Genomic DNA, 17,418 nt, shown 5'->3' on the forward strand with positions numbered 1-17,418 from the left:
AGTAAAACCAATCACAAAATAATAAAAAACCAAATATTCAATCACATTAAAATATTATATTTCTCATTGATTTGTCGTATAAATAGATTAATTTATATTCAGATAATGACCTCTTAAAACAAAAACTGGAATGGCTAAAATGAAACGAATGCTACGCTGTTTACCACTCGCCCTGATCGGACTATTGGCACATACAACCCATTCGGCAAGTCCTGCTCAGGTAACTTATCTAATTAAATTTAATACGCCTGTGACCGATCGTTTATTAAACTCCATCAATTTTAACCAACAATTTCAGGGGAAAATTAAATTCATTTATCAAAATGCTTTTCAAGGCGTTGCTGTTCAAATTCCACAAAATGTAGAACAGGAATTCGTTCGTATTTTAAAATTAAATCCCACAGTCAGCCTGATCGAAAAAGATCAAGTATTTAAAAGCAATGCCACGACTCAAACCAATGCGACTTGGGGATTAGATCGCAGTGATCAGCGTAACCTTCCCTTAAATTCGACCTACAATGCCGATGGTAATGCTCAGGGTGTACCCGTCTATGTGGTTGATACTGGGGTGCTGGCTTCTCATCAGGATTTTACTGGTCGAGTGAAGGCGGGTTATACGGCAGTATCTGATGGTAATGGCACGACGGACTGTAATGGTCACGGTACACATGTTGCAGGAACGATTGCAGGTACAAAATATGGTATTGCCAAATCTGCTTCTATCATCCCTGTTCGGGTACTGGACTGTAATGGTTCTGGAACAACATCAACAGTCATTGCAGGATTAGATTGGGTTGCCTCTCAAAACCCAAAGAATGCGGTGGTTAATTTGTCACTTGGTGGTGGAACTTCAACTGCACTTGATGATGCAATTAATCGGGTTGTGAATAAAGATATTGTCGTGGTGGTCGCGGCTGGTAACAACAATGCCGATGCGTGTAACTATTCTCCATCACGAGTCCCGGCAGCGATTACAGTAGGCGCAACCACCAATCAGGATCAACGCGCCAATTATTCTAACTACGGAAAATGTCTGGATGTCTTTGCGCCTGGCAGTAATATTACTTCGGATTGGTATTCTAGCAATACAGCGACAGCAACGGCCAGCGGTACCTCGATGGCAAGTCCACATGTGGCGGGATTGGCCGCTATTTTACGAGCAATATATACAGGTGAAAATGTACCACAAATTACCAATCGTATTCTCAATAAAGCGACAACGAATAAGGTAACAGATAGCCAGACAGGCTCACCTAATCGCTTGCTTTACACGCGTTTATAACCTTTCTTATTTCTTGAATACAAACCTTGATAGATGAAGGTTTGTATTCAGGGTATTTTTGCTTTTGTTATAATTTTGCAAATCTCAATTCTCCCTCCATGTTTTCATCATATTCTAAGAAATTAAATACTGATTTTTTTGATTATGACATTTTTTTCTGGTCGATCTCTGCTGATCTCCGCTCTTATCGTAACCACTATGGTTTCATTACAAGGTTGTGATCAGCCTCCCACAAATAATGTGCAGGAAACGACGGCATCAGATCATGAGGCAACCAGCCAAATCACTGATCAAGCGGCTACAGACACCCCATCTTCCGATTTTAAAAGTGGTAATTTCTTTTATATCGCTCGTGATGTCGCAGATCTGCAACTACGCGCAGGTGATTACATTCAACAACTAAAACAAACTCAAACTGAACTACAGCAAGCCATTCAAGACAAAGATAGTCGTCAACTACAGCAAACCGCCATGACCTTGCAGCAGCAACTCCAAGGCTTTAATCAGGCATTAAACAGCTTAAATTTAAAAAGTCAGGAAATTGAAGATGTTCGTAAAAAAATACTGGAGAGCAACCAACAGGTATTAAAAAGTCCGTTTTTAAATGGACAAGTCAACTGGGATCAGATCAATTTTAAACAGATCGAACAGCAAATGAATAATGTTCAAACCGAAATGTTAAAGTTGGCAAGCATGATGATTCCGCAATCAGATTCCGCTCAATCTGAAACATCTCAAGAAGCTTCTGATACTGACTCATGAAATGATAAAACCCAGTCTTAAAAGAATGGGTTTTGATTCGATTCAGTGGTGAAAAATTTTATTTTTTAAAATCAATCACAATACGGCCATCGATTTTACCGTGTTCCATCCGATCAAAAATATCATTGATATTTTCTAGCGGCTCCACACTGATGTGTGCTTTGACCTTACCACGTGCTGCAATATCCAGTGCTTCTTTCAAATCTAGTCGTGTACCGACAATCGAACCACGCACGGTAATGCCATCCAGCACCATATCAAAAATAGAGAGATCAAATTTGCCCGGTGGTAGGCCATTCAAGACCATGGTTCCACCGCGACGAATAATCGAAACTGCTTGTTCAAACGCCTTCGGTGAAACCGCCGTAACCAATACGCCATGACAGCCTTCACCAGTGGCTTTTAATACTTCTTCTTTTACATCTACCTTAAGTGCATTAATTCCAACATCAGCACCTAATTCTTTGGCCAATGCCAGTTTACTGTCATCGACATCGATGGCAACCACATTAAATCCCATGGTCTTGGCATATTGCACCGCCACATGACCCAAGCCACCAATACCTGAAATAGCCACCCAATCCCCTGTTTTGGCTTCAGTCATTTTCAGGCCTTTGTAAACGGTCACGCCTGCACATAAGATTGGCGCGATTTCGAGTAAATCCACACCATCTGGAATCACACCGACATATTCACCATCCGCCAGACAATATTCGGCAAAACTTCCATTGACCGAATACCCTGAATTTTGCTGTTCCTTACATAAGGTTTCCCAACCAGCATAACAATGGTCGCAATGTCCACAAGCCGAATATAACCATGGGATACCGACTTTATCGCCCACTTTCAGGTGAGTAATTCCTTCACCAATCTCTACAACTTCACCCACGCCTTCATGACCTGGGATAAACGGTAGACTTGGTTTAATTGGCCAATCACCATGCATGGCATGTAAATCAGTATGGCAAACCCCAGTCGCAATCATCTTGACCAGAACCTTACCTGCGCTGACTTTTGGAATGTCTACATCCTTGATTTGTAGCGGTTGATTAAACTCGGTGACCACCGCAGCTTTCATTGTGCTTCCCATTTTATTATCTCCGTCTTATGTCATATTAAGAATTTGTTCATTATTATAAGAACCATTCTCAACTATAAATCACAATAAAATGACTAAGGTTGGAGTTTGGTAGGTTATTTGAGCGGGATGGGAATACAGTTACAGTTGCATAACAATTCGTTTGAATTGAAGTCGTTTAACGCTGTGTTTTTTGTTGCTGCCAAACCTTAAATGTCTCATGCATCATTTGCTGCTGTTGAGGAGAAACGCTACATTGTTCAAGACGAGTAGAATCACCGCGATAGATCTGTGCCACAAACTGCTCAGCCAGGGCTTGAATTGCATCACGACCTTGCATTTGATAGTGCAAGGTATCTTCATTGCTTAAAATGATATCCCAACAAGACACAACCGAACTTAGATCAATCGCAATACTCAAAAATAACTGTTCATCTTGCCGATACAGTTCCCAAAAATGTGGTTCAATTTCAATTAATTCCATGTTGATCTGATGATCTCTTATTCCTTTTAAACCTTATAGCATAAAAAAAGCCACCTTTCGGTGGCTTTTTAAAAACGGGCAACTTACATTGCACGGTTTTTAATTTTACGGATGGTTTCAAGCTGACCCGCAATCTCAGAAAGAGATGCCAGTGCAGCCGCAGAGTCCAAATCACTCTTTTGATTGGCAAGCAATTGTTCAGCCTGTTTACGGGCTTCTAAAATTGCTGCTTCATCCAAGTTGTCGGCACGAATTGCAGTATCTGCAAGAATCGTCACGACATGCGGTTGAACTTCTAGCACACCACCTGATACATAGACAATTTCTTCTGTACCATTTTCCAACTGAACACGAATCGGGCCCGGCTGGAGCAAAGTCACTAGTGGTGCATGTCCAGGTAAAATACCCAGCTCACCACCCGCACCTTTTGCGATCAGCATGGTCACTGTTCCAGAGTAAATTGACTCTTTAACACTGACTACGTCACATTGCATCGTCGCCATGAGAATCTCCTAAATTAGGGTTGCTAATTAAAGTTTCTCAGCTTTAGCAATCACTTCGTCAATACCACCCACCATGTAGAACGCTTGTTCTGGGATGTGATCGTATTCACCAGCAAGAAGACCTTTAAAGCCACGAATCGTTTCTTTAAGCGGTACTAATTTACCAGGAGCACCAGTAAATACTTCAGCTACGTGGAACGGTTGAGAGAAGAAACGCTGGATTTTACGCGCACGGTAAACCACCAATTTATCTTCTTCTGCTAACTCATCCATACCCAAGATCGCGATGATGTCTTTAAGCTCTTTATAACGTTGCAATACGTTCTGTACAGAACGTGCAATTTCATAATGCTCAGCACCAACAACTAAAGGGTCTAGCTGACGTGAAGTTGAATCCAGTGGATCGATCGCTGGGTAAATACCACTTGACGCGATGTCACGGCTCAATACAACTGTTGCGTCCAAGTGAGCAAACGTGGTTGCTGGAGATGGATCCGTCAAGTCATCCGCAGGTACATAAACCGCCTGAATCGATGTGATCGAACCAGATTTAGTTGATGTAATACGTTCTTGAAGAACACCCATTTCTTCTGCAAGTGTAGGCTGATAACCTACCGCAGATGGCATACGACCTAACAATGCGGATACTTCAGTACCTGCAAGTGTATAACGGTAGATGTTGTCAACGAACAAAAGAACGTCACGACCTTTACCATTTTCGTCTTTTTCATCACGGAAATATTCCGCCATGGTCAAGCCAGTCAACGCTACACGTAGACGGTTACCAGGTGGCTCGTTCATCTGACCGTAGACCATCGCTACTTTGTCAAGAACGTTAGAGTCTTTCATTTCGTGATAGAAGTCGTTACCTTCACGAGTACGCTCACCAACACCAGCAAACACAGATAAACCTGAGTGAGCTTTGGCGATGTTGTTGATCAACTCCATCATGTTAACGGTTTTACCAACACCCGCACCACCGAACAGACCAACTTTACCACCTTTTGCAAACGGGCAAAGTAAGTCGATGACTTTAATCCCTGTTTCCAAAAGATCAGTAGACGCTGCTTGTTCAGCATAAGAAGGCGCTTGACGGTGAATCGGTAAACGCGCTTCAGTTGCAACAGGACCTGCTTCATCAATCGGGCGACCAAGTACGTCCATGATACGACCCAAAGTCGCAGGACCTACTGGTACAGAGATTGGCGCATGGGTATTTGTTACATTCAAACCGCGTTTAAGACCTTCAGTTGATCCCATCGCAATTGTACGAACAACACCATCACCAAGTTGTTGCTGAACTTCCAAAGTCGTTTCAGTTCCGTCAACTTGGAGAGCGTCATAGATCTTAGGAACGCTGTTGCGCTCAAACTCGACGTCGATAACCGCGCCGATGATCTGAATGATATGACCGCTACTCATTGCTGTCTCCTCAATTCAAACTAATAATGTTAAACGGCAGCGGCACCACCAACGATCTCAGAAATCTCCTGAGTAATCGCGGCTTGACGCAGCTTGTTATAAATAAGTTGTAGGCTCTTGATCAGTTCGCCCGCATTATCAGTTGCTGCTTTCATTGCAACCATACGTGCAGACTGCTCACACGCGATATTTTCAATCACGCCCTGATACACCATCGACTCGATATAGCGAACCAATAAACCATTCAGCAGTTCTTCCGCTTCAGGTTCATAGATATAGTCCCAACCGTAAGTACGGTTTAAACTTTCGCTTTCTTCAGCCGCAGCCAAAGGCACCAGTTGTTCTACTTTCTGGTTTTGAGTCATGGCATTAACAAAGCCGTTTGATACCAGATAAATACGATCTAACTCGCCTTTATCAAACGCATCCAACATCACCTGTACGGAGCCAGTTAACTGTTCCAGACTTGGAGTATCACCAATATTGGTGGTTGCACCAAGTACTTTTCCGCCGTAGTTTTTAAAAAACGAAACCGCTTTTTGACCAATCAAAGCAAATTGAACTTCAATTGACTGCTCTTGTTGTTGCTGAACGTGTTTAACCACTTTTTTGAACAGGTTAATGTTCAAACCACCAGCAAGACCACGATCTGAAGACACAATGATATAGCCAACGCGTTTTACAGGGCGTTCAACCATATAACGGTGTTTGTATTCAGGATTCGCTTGTACCAAATGAGCAATTACACGGTGCATATTTTCGGCATACGGACGGCCCTGAGCCATGCGCTCTTGCGCACGACGCATTTTTGAAGCAGCGACCATCTGCATCGCACGCGTAATTTTCTGCGTGGATTTGATACTGGCTACTTTGGCGCGAATTTCTTTTAAATTTGCCATACGCTTAACCTAGTCGTCGAAGGCTTTTAACAGCCTTCGAAGGGTTGATTCCGTGAACCAAACTTAAGCTAAAAAATTAGTAAGTTTGAGTCGCTTTGAAGTTCTCGATACCGGCTTTGATTTCAGCTTCGATGTCTTTGTTATAATCACCAGTGTCATCAATTTTTTGCATCAATGCCGCGTGTTCTGAACGGAAGTACGCGATTAATGCAGCATCAAAGTCTACGATTTTCTTCACTTCAACGTCAGCCATATAGCCTTCGTTAGACGCGTAAACAGAAACAGCTTGGTCAGCAATTGAGTAAGGAGCATATTGTTTTTGCTTCATTAACTCAGTTACACGTTGACCATGTTCAAGTTGTTTACGCGTTGCTTCATCAAGATCAGAAGCAAACTGAGCAAACGCAGCCAATTCACGGTATTGCGCTAGAGCAGTACGGATACCACCAGACAATTTTTTGATGATCTTGGTTTGAGCTGAACCACCTACGCGAGATACCGAAATACCTGCGTTCACAGCAGGACGAATACCTGCGTTGAATAATGATGTCTCAAGGAAGATCTGACCGTCTGTAATCGAAATTACGTTGGTTGGTACGAATGCAGATACGTCACCCGCTTGAGTTTCAATGATCGGTAAGGCAGTTAAAGAACCAGTTTGACCTGTTACTGCACCGTTCGTGAATTTCTCAACATAATCAGCAGAAACGCGCGAAGCACGCTCAAGAAGACGTGAGTGAAGATAGAATACGTCACCTGGATACGCTTCACGACCTGGTGGACGACGAAGAAGCAATGAAATTTGACGGTAAGCAACAGCTTGCTTAGACAAATCATCATAAATGATCAGCGCATCTTCACCGCGGTCACGGAAATATTCACCCATGGTACAGCCAGAGTACGGAGCCAAATACTGCATTGCAGCAGGATCAGCAGCCGCAGCAGCGACAACAGTGGTATATGCCATAGCACCAGTTTCTTCTAGCTTGCGTACCACGTTTGCGATGGTCGATTGTTTTTGACCAATTGCAACGTAGACACATTTAATACCAGAGTTTTTCTGAGCGATGATCGCATCAATCGCCATTGCTGTTTTACCAGTCTGACGGTCACCAATGATCAACTCACGCTGACCACGACCAACAGGAATCATGGTATCTACTGATTTATAACCAGTTTGAACAGGTTGGTCGACTGATTGACGCCAAATAACACCTGGTGCTACTTTTTCGACTTTATCAGTCAATTTAGCATCAATAGGGCCTTTACCGTCAATTGGGTTACCCAAAGCATCGACCACACGGCCAAGAAGCTCAGGACCAACTGGAACTTCTAATACACGACCTGTACAACGAGCTTTTTGACCTTCTTGCAGGCTTAGATAGTTACCTAAAACAACGGCACCCACTGAATCCTGTTCTAGGTTCAGTGCCATACCAAATAAGCCGCCGTCGAATTCGATCATTTCACCGTACATTGCATCAGCAAGGCCGTGAATGCGCACGATACCGTCGGATACCATGACAATGGTACCTTCGTTTTTAGCGGTCGCGCTGGTGTCCAGATCTCCGATACGCTGTTTAATGAGCGCACTGATCTCGGATGGATTCAGTTGTTGCATTGCGCTATTCCTCAATCTTTTTTAAGTTCAGTCTTTTTGCGGTTAAGCAAGAAGACGAGTCCGCATTTTTTCAAGCTTGTTAAGCGCAGAGTCATCTATCACTTGATCGCCTGCACGAATAACCACACCTGCAATAAGCGCAGGGTTAACTTCTACTGACACAACCACAGAACTATTAAAACGCTTTTCCAAAGCATGGGTTAATAACTGCTCTTGTACAGAAGTTAAAGGAAATGCCGATTCAATCACGACATCTACTGTGTTGCTATTCTGTGATTTAAGCTGTTCGTACTCTACTGCAATCTCAGGTAACAGAATCAAACGATCATTTTCAGCAAGCAATGTCAAAAAGTTCGACACTGCCTGAGTTTGTTCTTCACCTAAAACTTTAGAAAAAAGTCCGACTTGCTCCACAGGAGTAAGCTCAGGGCGATTTAAATAAGCGGAAAATGCTTCGTCTTGCACCGTAGCACTGAGCACTTGTAACGCATTCGACCAATTGTCAGTTGCACCTTGCTCAGAAGCGTAAGCAAATGCTGCTTTGGCGTACGGGCGTGCCAACGTCAAGAGTTCAGCCATACTTCCCTCGCTTAAAGTTTAGCAGCCAGCTGAGTCAGCATGGCATTATGAGCTTCTGCGTCAACTTGTTGGTTCAGAATTTTCTCTGCACCATCAACTGCCAAGGCAGCGACTTGTTGACGTAATTCTTCGCGAGCAGAATTGATGTCTTGGTCAACTGCTTCTTTCGCTTGTTGACGAATACGCTCACCTTCAGCCGCAGCTTGGGTACGTGCTTCTTCGACCAATTGTGCTGCACGACGGTTCGCTTGTTCGATCAATTGAGCCGCTTGTGCTTTTGCTGCATCTAGCTCAGCTTTCACTTGTGATTGTGCATCAGCAAGATCCGCTTTCGCTTTTTCAGCAGCGTTTAAGCCATCAGCGATTTTACGCTGACGCTCACTAATCGCATTGATTAGTGGTGGCCAAACAAACTTCATGCAGAATGCGACAAAAATCGCAAATGCAATCGCTTGGCCAATCAATGTGAGGTTAATATTCATTGCAATTCCTCAATATGTGGATTTAGGAATTAAGCTGATTAACCTACAAACGGATTAGCGAAGATGAAGAACAAGCCAATACCGACACCGATCATAGGCACAGCATCAAGAAGACCTGCGATTAAGAACATACGAGTTTGAAGTTGCGGAGCAAGTTCAGGTTGACGAGCAACAGCTTCTAAAAAGCGACCACCCAAAAGACCAAAACCAATCGCTGTACCTAAAGCACCGAAAGCGATCAAGATAGCAGATGCAATTGCAACTAGACCTAAAGTGAGTTCCATGAAAAATTCCTCAGAGGTTAGGTTATTACCAAATTAAATAAAAATTAAACCTAACCGTTAACCTAACAGTTAGGCAAATACCATTAATGTTTTTCGCTTGCCATGCTCAAGTACACGATGGTCAGCATCATAAAGATAAATGCTTGCAAGGTGATTACAAGAATGTGGAAGATCGCCCAAGGCACAGACAACGCCCATTGAATCCAGAAAGGAAGTAACGCGATCAGGATGAAGATTAACTCACCTGCATACATGTTACCAAACAGTCGGAGTGCCAATGAGATTGGTCGTGCAAGGAAAGTAACCAATTCCAGAATTAAGTTCACTGGAATTAGCAACGCTTTTGCAATTGGGTTACTTGGGTTAAATGGGTTTAAAGCCAACTCACCAACGAAACCGCTGATGCCTTTCTCACGAATGCTATAGAACAAAATCAACACAAAAACAGACAACGACATACCAAGGGTAATGTTCGGATCTGTTGTTGGAACGATTTTGAAATAAACATGACGAGGGTCCATACTAAATACGTGCGCACCCACTTGTTGAGCCAGATAAGGAATCCAGTCAACAGGAATTAAGTCCATGGCATTCATGAGGAAAATCCACACGAAAATGGTTAATGCCAGTGGTGCAATAAGACGTGATTTACCATGGAAGGTATCGCGAACGCTGGAATCAACGAACTCGATAATCATTTCGATTGCAGATTGAAATTTTGATGGCACCCCTGCATTTGCAGCTTTAGCGGCACACCAAAAAATCAAACAAAAAATGACACCCAGTCCGATAGACCAACCCATTGAATCCAAGTGAATAGCAGAAAACCCCATCTGTTGAGCTTCACCCGCATTCTCAGCCAATTTCCAAGTCCCATCTGGCATTTTGCCATAGGTTAAATTGGTCAAGTGATGCTTGATGTACTCGGTCGAAGTAAGGGCATGTTCTTCAGCAGCCATAAATCACACCTGGTCAATGTCAATTACTAAATAAGGAAACGAATATCGCGCGCTGCCTGATATCTCGTAGTCCTCAAAAAATCTTCAATTTTGGATGTGTCTAGACTCGTTTCTGTAGACGTGAAACCCAAAATGGAGCGACCCACGACATGGTCTGAACGAGAATAAAACCACAAAACAATGCCGCTGGTGACAGCGGTTTAACATTGCTTAAAATCAAAATAAAACCCACGATCACGATTCCGAACTTCCCTAGCATGCCTCGATACATGTTCGATAGAACCTGTCTCGATGCTCTAGCCCCTGCCGTTCGAAATGACTGCCAGCTAAAATATAGGTTGGCAAGCCAGCAGACCAAGGCTCCTAAAGCGGCACTCATTGCGGCTACACCATCGTGGATAAGCCATGCCATAATCGCAGCTAAAGGAATCATTAATGCTTGTAAGAAGACCAGAGCTTTCGCTAATCGTCGGTCAATCAAGCGACTAGTTCGGCTCATTGTTTATCCACTTACAGCATGAATGCTTGACAAATTACGCTGATGATCGTTTTTAATCGCTGGCATTATAGAGTTACACCCCTGAACATGCAATCTTTTACCGACCTAAGTCGTGTTTTTTTAGATGATTTGTTTACACCCAAATCATCTGCATGCCAGGCATTTTGAGCTTATTTGCTTGCATTTAAGACACATTTTGTGGTTTGACTGGCGAGTTTCTTCCATGCATCAACAAAATCCTGATCTTCATTCATGCTTTCATCGACACGCTGGAATACGATTGGATTCAAGATTCGGTATTGATTTTGATTGGCATTTCCTTCAGCCAAAAGACACATACTCGGTTTGGGGCGGTTATCACTTAAATATTTGAGCTGAGAGGCAGTCGCTGCAATATGTGGATCATCTGTCAATGCCCCTGCAAATTTTAAATTTAGCGCGCGTTCCAGATATTGATAAGCATCATGATAAGACCAATAAGGTTGTACAAATTTACGCTCGTAGCCCTGACTTGCAACCAGCATTTCTTGAGCAAAGCGTCGTGCATTTTCCCAGTATTTGGCTTTGCTTTCAGGATGTTGTTGTGAGCGCAGCGCAGCAATAAAAAAACCAATACGCACAGCATTATTGGGATCTAACCAGACATGAGTGTCAATGGTGTTATCTAAAGGAACATTACGGGTACTTCGACGCGGTAAAATCGTCACAATTTGCGAATCTAGAATCGAAATCGCTTTAGGATTATTTTGTAATAAACTCGCCAATGGCGCTTCGTGGGCTTTGCCTAGCCATATTACCAAAGATGCATCTTGAATGGCTTTGCGATGTGCTGGGGTCAGTTGAATATCATGTCCAGATTGATTTGCCAGCAATAACTGAGGCTCTTCTATCCCTTGTGTAATTTCTTTGGCGATCAAATAAATCGGATGAGTTGCAATCACCAGCGGCGCTTGTGACCATGACAGCGTCGTTATAATAGAAAACAGGCAGAACACCGCAAAACGAAACATAACAAAATCGAACCTAGATAAACAACTCATGTTATAATATAACAAATTTTGAAAAACACCTACGCTTATTCGATAGCAGCCTGACTTCATGCTACTATTCAATAAAATAATGAGGTTTGTCTATGAGTGCTTGTTCACACGAACATCATAATGCCTTACATGGTGTACATGATCACCTGAATGTTGCCACACGTCTAGCTGAAGCGGAAAGCCTTTGCGCCTCGACAGGAGCACGTCTGACGCCTTTACGTAAAGAAGTTCTGGCTTTAATTCTAAACGCCTCTGGCCCAATGGGGGCATACGACTTATTGGCAAAAATTAAAAGTGGATCTGATCGTCCGGCAGCGCCACCTACGGTTTATCGTACCCTTGATTTTTTATTGGAAAAAGGACTGATTCATCGTCTGACTTCGATCAATGCCTATATTCCTTGCTGCCATCCTCGTGAAGGGCATCAAGCTGCTTTTTTGATTTGTAATGAATGCCATGTGGTAAAGGAAGCTTCTTCTGAAGGCTTACTGCAACAATTACATCAATTGGCAGGTTCAGATCATTTTAATGCTCAACATACCATTATCGAGATTTCTGGAAAATGCCAACAGTGCAGCAAGCTGTCACACTGATGCCTGAACTGATTCGACTAGATCGCGTATCAGTTCATTTGGATGATCGGGATATTCTAAAAAATGTCGACTTTTCATTACACAAAAATGAAATTGTCACCTTGATTGGCCCTAATGGTGCAGGCAAATCCACACTGATTAAAGTGCTGCTAGGGATTGTGCACCCTTCTCGGGGTAAGGTGATTACATCTAAAAAAAACAAAATGGCCTATGTACCACAAAAGTTTAACCCCTCTCACAGTTTGCCATTACGGGTAAAAGATTTACTCGATCTGGAAAAATGTGACCGTAAATTACGCAATGAGATTGTTCGTGATACTGGTATTTCCAAATTACAGGATTCCAAAGTACAACAACTGTCTGGTGGTGAGAAACAGCGTGTACTTTTAGCACGTGCTTTATTGCGCCAGCCCGATATTTTGGTACTGGATGAACCGATGCAGGGGCTGGATATCCAATCCGAAGCCGAGCTTTATGAATATGTACGAAGCCTGCCTGAACGTTATGGTTGTGCTGTACTTATGGTTTCGCATGATTTGCAATGGGTGATGCAAGGCACTCAACGGGTTGTGTGTTTAAATAAACACATCTGCTGTAGTGGTTTACCTGAAAGTGTTCAGCAGCATCCTGAATATCTGGCCATTTTTGGTGGGCAACGTGTCCCATATCAGCACCATCACGATCACTGTGCGCATGGTGATCATGTTGAGACATGTACACATATCGACCATCCTCATATCCACCCTGAACCGGAAGTTTAAGCAATGCTGGAATGGTTACAACTTTTACTTCCTGCGTGGACTATGGGGAGCCTACTGGTTTTTTTGACAGCACCCTTAGGCTGCTTGATGCTTTGGCGCAGAATGTCTTTTTTTGCAGATACAATGGCGCATGGAACATTACTTGGCGTCGCGGTCGCAGGAATTCTACAGCTCCCGCTTTGGCTTGGTGTCGCCATGCTGGCATTATTATTGGTTGGGATACTTTGGGTATTACATGACCCACGCTTACCAAATGATGCATTACTAGCACTGTGTTCAGCGACTTTACTCTGTTCAGGTTTATTACTGATCCAACAAATTCCTAGTTTACGACCTGAGTTATTGAGTTATTTATTTGGTGATTTGCTTGCAATTGGCTGGGAAGATTTACCTATCTTTGTCATCATTATTGGCTTGGCGCTTGCTGTGCTTTATCGCTACTGGCAAGCACAAATCCAGATTGCAATTGACCCTGATATCGCGATGAGCGAAGGGATCAATGCAAAATGGCAACGTTTGATTTTTATGTTACTGCTGGCGTTGTTTACCGTTTTGGCCCTACGTGCGGTAGGTTCATTATTAATGGGCGCTTTATTGGTCATTCCAGCTCTAACTGCTAGACTTCTAGCCAACTCCCCTAAACAAATGGTGATTTGGGCATTTATTTGCGCCCAGATTGGTGTGACTGTGGGACTCTGGTCTAGTGCGGTGATTAATATTTCGACAGGCTTAAGTATTGTGCTGTGCATGGCATTATTATTTGCGATCATTTTTGTGATACAAAAATTGAAAGCGATACACGGTCAAAGTATAAAACTTTAAACTCATTGATGAATCGAACTGAGCAGCAATGCAGCGACCGCAAACATGATGGCAAAACTACGATTTAAATATTTTTGCTGTTTTGGTGAGCGAAGTAGGCGAAGTACTTTCGCAGCGAGTCCTGTATAGCCTGCCATCACAATTAAATCGATAGTGATCATTGTGAATGCCATAATTGCATATTGTGGCCACTGTGGACGGTTCAAATCTAAAAATTGGGGTAAAACCGCTAATAAAAACACAATAGCTTTAGGATTACTCATATTCACCACAAAGCCATTTAACATCAGACTTCGGCGTGATTGATATATCGTTTCCTGCTTAATTTCAATATCTTGTATTGGTGCTATCCATTGTTTATAAGCCAAATAGAGTAAATAAATTACGCCAAACCATTTGACCACTAGAAATGCCCAAGAGGTCGTCGCAAAAAGTACGCCAACCCCCGCTGCAACGATCAAAATTTGTAAGGCAAGAGCAAGCTGTAAACCGATCGCATTCGAGTAACCATGTCGAAAACCGTAGTTTAGACCACTCGACATGGAGGCAATCGCACCTGCACCCGGTGATATGCTAATCGCCCAGCATGCGAGCATGAATCCGAGCCAGATTTGAAAGGACATCGATGAAAACCGCTAAAAATAATGTGAATAGTATAAGTTTTTTAGCGCGTAAATTTATATATTTTGAAATATTTTATTCACCCGCATCACTGCTTAGAAATTGAATTAAAAAAAGAGCCGAAGCTCTTTTTTTAATATCCCATTGATTTTTCTTGATTATAAAACCAAAATTAAAATGGTACGCGCTTATAGGTACGATATTCAGGTTGCCAAAATTCTTTTTCAATATTGATCTGAATTTGTTCATCCGTTAATGGAACTGCCACACCATCGGCAATGGCCGCTTGTGCAACTTTTAATGCAATTACTCTAGAGACTTTCTGAATATCGGAAAGTGGTGGAAGCAAATCTGCATCAGCATTTTCCAATAATGGCGAGCAATCTGCGAGTGCATTGCTAGACGCCATCAGCATATTATCGGTTACACGCTTGGCACCAGAGGCAATCACCCCCAAACCAATCCCAGGGAAAATATAAGAGTTATTACATTGTGCAATATGATAGAGTCGCCCCTGATAATTGACAGGGGTAAAAGGACTGCCTGTGGCAATTAATGCACGACCATTGGTCCACTGAATAATATCAGCAGGCACAGCTTCAACCCGTGAAGTTGGATTGGACAATGGCATCACAATCGGACGTTCACAGTTTGCATTAAGTGCTTCGATTACTTCTTGTGTGAATAGGCCAGGTTGACCTGAAACTCCAATCAAAACGGTAGGTTTGGCATTCTTTACCACATCCAGTAAAGAAATCACATCTTCAACCTTGGCCCAATCGGAGATGACATCCGCCTTTTGTGCAAGTTTGCGCTGAAAATCCAGTAAATTTGGCTGATTCTCTGTAATCAAACCAAAACGATCCACCATAAATACACGCGCACGAGCTTCGCTATCACTTAACCCTTCAGCCACCATTTGGGCAATAATTTGCTCCGCGATGCCGCATCCTGCCGAACCTGCCCCCAAAAAAGTGACAATCTGATCTTTGAGTTGTTTGCCCGCAGCACGACTTGCTGCAATTAAACTTCCCACTGATACCGCAGCTGTACCTTGAATATCATCATTAAAACAGCAGAATTTATCACGGTATTTGGTCAATAAAGGCATCGCATTTTTTTGTGCGAAATCTTCAAACTGAATCAAGGCATGTGGCCAACGACGGCGAATTCCAGTTAAGACCTGATCGATGAAATCATAATATTCTTCGCCAGTAATTCGCGGTTCACGCCAACCCATGTATAAAGGATCATTGAGTAATTGTTGATTATTGGTTCCAACATCAATGGTAATTGGCAAAGTATAAGCAGGACTAATCCCACCACATGCGGTATAGAGTGAAAGTTTTCCGATTGGAACCCCCATCCCGCCAATACCCTGATCACCCAATCCCAAAATACGTTCGCCATCGGTAATCACAATCACTTTAACGTTACGACGATTAATATTTTGCAAAATATCATCAATGTGTTCACGGTCTGGATAAGACACAAATACCCCACGATGACGACGATAAATATCAGAAAAACGCTGACAGGCCTCACCTACTGTTGGTGTATAAATAATCGGCATCATTTCTTCTAAATGATCTTCGATTAAACGATAAAACAGGGTTTCATTAGTATCCTGAATATTTCGTAAATAAATGTGCTTATTGATCGCATCATTAAAAGCTGTGAACTGTTGGTAAGAGCGCTGGCTTTGTTCTTCGATAGTTTCAATCACATGCGGCAGTAAACCATGTAAATTGAATTGGCCACGTTCTTGTTGGGAAAAAGCTGAGCCTTTATTGAGTAGCGGGAGTTCCAGAAGGGTAAAGCCAGCATAAGGAATATAAAGTGGATGTTTTTTTGCGGTGTTTTCAGCGGTCATTGCCTATCTCATTGTTCAGCTCAAGTGCCAAACGGTTATTCATTCAAATCATCGGTTCGATATAGCTTACGCGCTTTTTTAGCAAAATAGGTATTTCCAAAATTGATAGTCGAATAGATCACATTTTATGTTCAAATAGAATCTGGAAGGAGGTTTATGGCGCTTTTACATATCGTAGCGAATGAGATAAACACTTCTGGATATACTGAACATATTCTGAGCTTTTGATTCTATTGATCATAAATATGTTTATTGTAAAACCATCCTTTTTATCAATGTCTGGATTGGCGTTGATCCTTCTATTAACCGGCTGTCAAAGTGTTTCAAAAACAACCGATAAAGTCGGTTCATGGTTAGGCGTCAAGCCATCTGTTCCCGAAGTCAATGCCAAAGGCATGGTTGATCTTAGTCAAACCACCCTGAATCAACTGGAACAATTCAATACAAACATGCCGAAAAATCAATGGGTTTATATGAAAAATAAAACACAGGATGTCTATATCCTACAAAATAAATCTGATGATCAATCTATTTTATCATTTCGTTTTAACTGTCAATTGAGCACTCAGAAACCAACCTTTTATTTATACAATGCCAAAGGTGAGCAAATCTTGAGCGCATACGATGATAAACTTGGACAAATTCAATTTCTTCTCGATAATAAAAACTATTTAAATCCTTTTAATCTGTATTCCAGTCAAAAACTTGAGACCTTTAAAAAAGAGCTCGTGACAGCCAAGACCATCAAAATTTATCATGCAGGACATTTATATCGCTTTGAAAATCAACATGCTGAACTACTCAATAAACCTGTTTCTTGTCAGGAATAATCCAAAATAAAAGATTGGATCACA

At 42.3% G+C, this 17,418-nt stretch carries 20 protein-coding genes; 6 read left to right on the forward strand and 14 right to left on the reverse strand.

The features are described 5' to 3' along the window. The first annotated feature begins 139 nt into the window (after window positions 1–139). Window positions 140–1,282 carry a S8 family peptidase gene (locus J500_RS12465; protein WP_004995456.1) on the forward strand — a complete coding sequence of 381 codons (1,143 nt, stop codon included), beginning with the start codon at window positions 140–142 and terminating at the stop codon, window positions 1,280–1,282. Between the two features lie 144 nt (window positions 1,283–1,426). Beyond that, on the forward strand, window positions 1,427–2,044 hold the full coding sequence (locus tag J500_RS12470; protein WP_004995457.1) for a hypothetical protein: 618 nt from the start codon (window positions 1,427–1,429) through the stop codon (window positions 2,042–2,044). A 58-nt stretch (window positions 2,045–2,102) separates the two neighbouring features. Here the strand turns inward: J500_RS12470 and adhP are convergent, their stop codons facing one another. The 12 genes from adhP to J500_RS12530 all read right to left on the reverse strand — a co-directional run bounded on the left by adhP (window position 2,103) and on the right by J500_RS12530 (window position 11,864). After that, window positions 2,103–3,134, reverse strand: a complete 1,032-nt coding sequence (gene adhP / locus J500_RS12475) for an alcohol dehydrogenase AdhP (RefSeq protein WP_004995458.1) — start codon at window positions 3,132–3,134, stop codon at window positions 2,103–2,105. Window positions 3,135–3,300: 166 nt separating this feature from the next. Further along, on the reverse strand, window positions 3,301–3,606 hold the full coding sequence (locus J500_RS12480) for a hypothetical protein (RefSeq protein WP_004995459.1): 306 nt from the start codon (window positions 3,604–3,606) through the stop codon (window positions 3,301–3,303). 83 nt (window positions 3,607–3,689) lie between these two features. Beyond that, window positions 3,690–4,109, reverse strand: a complete 420-nt coding sequence (locus J500_RS12485; protein WP_004995460.1) for a F0F1 ATP synthase subunit epsilon — start codon at window positions 4,107–4,109, stop codon at window positions 3,690–3,692. Between the two features lie 27 nt (window positions 4,110–4,136). Next, window positions 4,137–5,531 carry a F0F1 ATP synthase subunit beta gene (gene atpD, locus J500_RS12490; RefSeq protein WP_004985622.1) on the reverse strand — a complete coding sequence of 465 codons (1,395 nt, stop codon included), beginning with the start codon at window positions 5,529–5,531 and terminating at the stop codon, window positions 4,137–4,139. A 29-nt stretch (window positions 5,532–5,560) separates the two neighbouring features. Then, window positions 5,561–6,430: a F0F1 ATP synthase subunit gamma gene (gene atpG / locus J500_RS12495; RefSeq protein WP_004985623.1), complete on the reverse strand. Its 870-nt coding sequence runs from the start codon at window positions 6,428–6,430 to the stop codon at window positions 5,561–5,563. Between the two features lie 76 nt (window positions 6,431–6,506). Continuing rightward, complete coding sequence (atpA, locus tag J500_RS12500) at window positions 6,507–8,051, reverse strand: F0F1 ATP synthase subunit alpha (RefSeq protein ID WP_004985624.1); 1,545 nt, start codon at window positions 8,049–8,051, stop codon at window positions 6,507–6,509. Between the two features lie 42 nt (window positions 8,052–8,093). Next, window positions 8,094–8,630: a F0F1 ATP synthase subunit delta gene (locus J500_RS12505; RefSeq protein ID WP_004985625.1), complete on the reverse strand. Its 537-nt coding sequence runs from the start codon at window positions 8,628–8,630 to the stop codon at window positions 8,094–8,096. 11 nt (window positions 8,631–8,641) lie between these two features. Beyond that, complete coding sequence (locus tag J500_RS12510) at window positions 8,642–9,112, reverse strand: F0F1 ATP synthase subunit B (protein WP_004985627.1); 471 nt, start codon at window positions 9,110–9,112, stop codon at window positions 8,642–8,644. A 38-nt stretch (window positions 9,113–9,150) separates the two neighbouring features. After that, window positions 9,151–9,396, reverse strand: coding sequence for a F0F1 ATP synthase subunit C (atpE, locus tag J500_RS12515; RefSeq protein WP_000424060.1), 246 nt, complete (start codon window positions 9,394–9,396; stop codon window positions 9,151–9,153). An 83-nt stretch (window positions 9,397–9,479) separates the two neighbouring features. Next, window positions 9,480–10,355: a F0F1 ATP synthase subunit A gene (gene atpB, locus J500_RS12520; RefSeq protein ID WP_034699874.1), complete on the reverse strand. Its 876-nt coding sequence runs from the start codon at window positions 10,353–10,355 to the stop codon at window positions 9,480–9,482. Between the two features lie 100 nt (window positions 10,356–10,455). Next, window positions 10,456–10,854, reverse strand: coding sequence for an ATP synthase subunit I (locus J500_RS12525; RefSeq protein WP_004985632.1), 399 nt, complete (start codon window positions 10,852–10,854; stop codon window positions 10,456–10,458). 170 nt (window positions 10,855–11,024) lie between these two features. After that, a complete protein-coding gene (locus J500_RS12530) occupies window positions 11,025–11,864 on the reverse strand; it encodes a metal ABC transporter solute-binding protein, Zn/Mn family (RefSeq protein WP_004995463.1) in 840 nt (279 codons plus the stop codon). Window positions 11,865–11,986: 122 nt separating this feature from the next. Between J500_RS12530 and J500_RS12535 the strand changes: the two genes are divergently transcribed. Genes J500_RS12535 through znuB form a run of 3 tightly spaced genes read left to right on the forward strand, consistent with a single transcriptional unit; the run spans window position 11,987 to window position 14,070 of the window. Next, window positions 11,987–12,487: a transcriptional repressor gene (locus J500_RS12535; RefSeq protein ID WP_004985636.1), complete on the forward strand. Its 501-nt coding sequence runs from the start codon at window positions 11,987–11,989 to the stop codon at window positions 12,485–12,487. Continuing rightward, complete coding sequence (gene znuC, locus J500_RS12540) at window positions 12,457–13,248, forward strand: zinc ABC transporter ATP-binding protein ZnuC (RefSeq protein WP_004995465.1); 792 nt, start codon at window positions 12,457–12,459, stop codon at window positions 13,246–13,248. The genes J500_RS12535 and znuC overlap by 31 nt, the downstream gene beginning before the upstream one ends. Window positions 13,249–13,251: 3 nt before the next feature. After that, entirely contained in the window at window positions 13,252–14,070 is an 819-nt protein-coding gene (gene znuB / locus J500_RS12545; RefSeq protein ID WP_004995468.1) for a zinc ABC transporter permease subunit ZnuB, read from the forward strand. A gap of 2 nt (window positions 14,071–14,072) precedes the next feature. Here znuB and J500_RS12550 read toward each other — a convergent pair whose 3' ends face one another. Together J500_RS12550 and J500_RS12555 are read right to left on the reverse strand one after the other, a co-directional pair. Continuing rightward, complete coding sequence (locus J500_RS12550; RefSeq protein WP_004985646.1) at window positions 14,073–14,693, reverse strand: LysE family transporter; 621 nt, start codon at window positions 14,691–14,693, stop codon at window positions 14,073–14,075. A 170-nt stretch (window positions 14,694–14,863) separates the two neighbouring features. Next, on the reverse strand, window positions 14,864–16,564 hold the full coding sequence (locus tag J500_RS12555; RefSeq protein ID WP_034699876.1) for an NAD-dependent malic enzyme: 1,701 nt from the start codon (window positions 16,562–16,564) through the stop codon (window positions 14,864–14,866). A gap of 275 nt (window positions 16,565–16,839) precedes the next feature. Here J500_RS12555 and J500_RS12560 point away from each other — a divergent pair, with 275 nt between their 5' ends. Continuing rightward, window positions 16,840–17,394: a hypothetical protein gene (locus J500_RS12560; RefSeq protein WP_004995471.1), complete on the forward strand. Its 555-nt coding sequence runs from the start codon at window positions 16,840–16,842 to the stop codon at window positions 17,392–17,394. Window positions 17,395–17,418: the final 24 nt, after the last annotated feature.

Source organism: Acinetobacter sp. 479375, assembly GCF_000581715.1.
GTDB lineage: Bacteria > Pseudomonadota > Gammaproteobacteria > Pseudomonadales > Moraxellaceae > Acinetobacter > Acinetobacter ursingii.

Bases quoted from the DNA above. Each gene is read 5' to 3' on its own strand.
- J500_RS12465 (WP_004995456.1), top strand. From the start codon at position 140: ATGAAACGAATGCTACGCTGTTTACCACTCGCCCTGATCGGACTATTG.
- J500_RS12470 (WP_004995457.1), top strand. From the start codon at position 1,427: ATGACATTTTTTTCTGGTCGATCTCTGCTGATCTCCGCTCTTATCGTA.
- adhP (WP_004995458.1), bottom strand. From the start codon at position 3,134: ATGGGAAGCACAATGAAAGCTGCGGTGGTCACCGAGTTTAATCAACCG.
- J500_RS12480 (WP_004995459.1), bottom strand. From the start codon at position 3,606: ATGGAATTAATTGAAATTGAACCACATTTTTGGGAACTGTATCGGCAA.
- J500_RS12485 (WP_004995460.1), bottom strand. From the start codon at position 4,109: ATGGCGACGATGCAATGTGACGTAGTCAGTGTTAAAGAGTCAATTTAC.
- atpD (WP_004985622.1), bottom strand. From the start codon at position 5,531: ATGAGTAGCGGTCATATCATTCAGATCATCGGCGCGGTTATCGACGTC.
- atpG (WP_004985623.1), bottom strand. From the start codon at position 6,430: ATGGCAAATTTAAAAGAAATTCGCGCCAAAGTAGCCAGTATCAAATCC.
- atpA (WP_004985624.1), bottom strand. From the start codon at position 8,051: ATGCAACAACTGAATCCATCCGAGATCAGTGCGCTCATTAAACAGCGT.
- J500_RS12505 (WP_004985625.1), bottom strand. From the start codon at position 8,630: ATGGCTGAACTCTTGACGTTGGCACGCCCGTACGCCAAAGCAGCATTT.
- J500_RS12510 (WP_004985627.1), bottom strand. From the start codon at position 9,112: ATGAATATTAACCTCACATTGATTGGCCAAGCGATTGCATTTGCGATT.
- atpE (WP_000424060.1), bottom strand. From the start codon at position 9,396: ATGGAACTCACTTTAGGTCTAGTTGCAATTGCATCTGCTATCTTGATC.
- atpB (WP_034699874.1), bottom strand. From the start codon at position 10,355: ATGGCTGCTGAAGAACATGCCCTTACTTCGACCGAGTACATCAAGCAT.
- J500_RS12525 (WP_004985632.1), bottom strand. From the start codon at position 10,854: ATGAGCCGAACTAGTCGCTTGATTGACCGACGATTAGCGAAAGCTCTG.
- J500_RS12530 (WP_004995463.1), bottom strand. From the start codon at position 11,864: ATGTTTCGTTTTGCGGTGTTCTGCCTGTTTTCTATTATAACGACGCTG.
- J500_RS12535 (WP_004985636.1), top strand. From the start codon at position 11,987: ATGAGTGCTTGTTCACACGAACATCATAATGCCTTACATGGTGTACAT.
- znuC (WP_004995465.1), top strand. From the start codon at position 12,457: ATGCCAACAGTGCAGCAAGCTGTCACACTGATGCCTGAACTGATTCGA.
- znuB (WP_004995468.1), top strand. From the start codon at position 13,252: ATGCTGGAATGGTTACAACTTTTACTTCCTGCGTGGACTATGGGGAGC.
- J500_RS12550 (WP_004985646.1), bottom strand. From the start codon at position 14,693: ATGTCCTTTCAAATCTGGCTCGGATTCATGCTCGCATGCTGGGCGATT.
- J500_RS12555 (WP_034699876.1), bottom strand. From the start codon at position 16,564: ATGACCGCTGAAAACACCGCAAAAAAACATCCACTTTATATTCCTTAT.
- J500_RS12560 (WP_004995471.1), top strand. From the start codon at position 16,840: ATGTCTGGATTGGCGTTGATCCTTCTATTAACCGGCTGTCAAAGTGTT.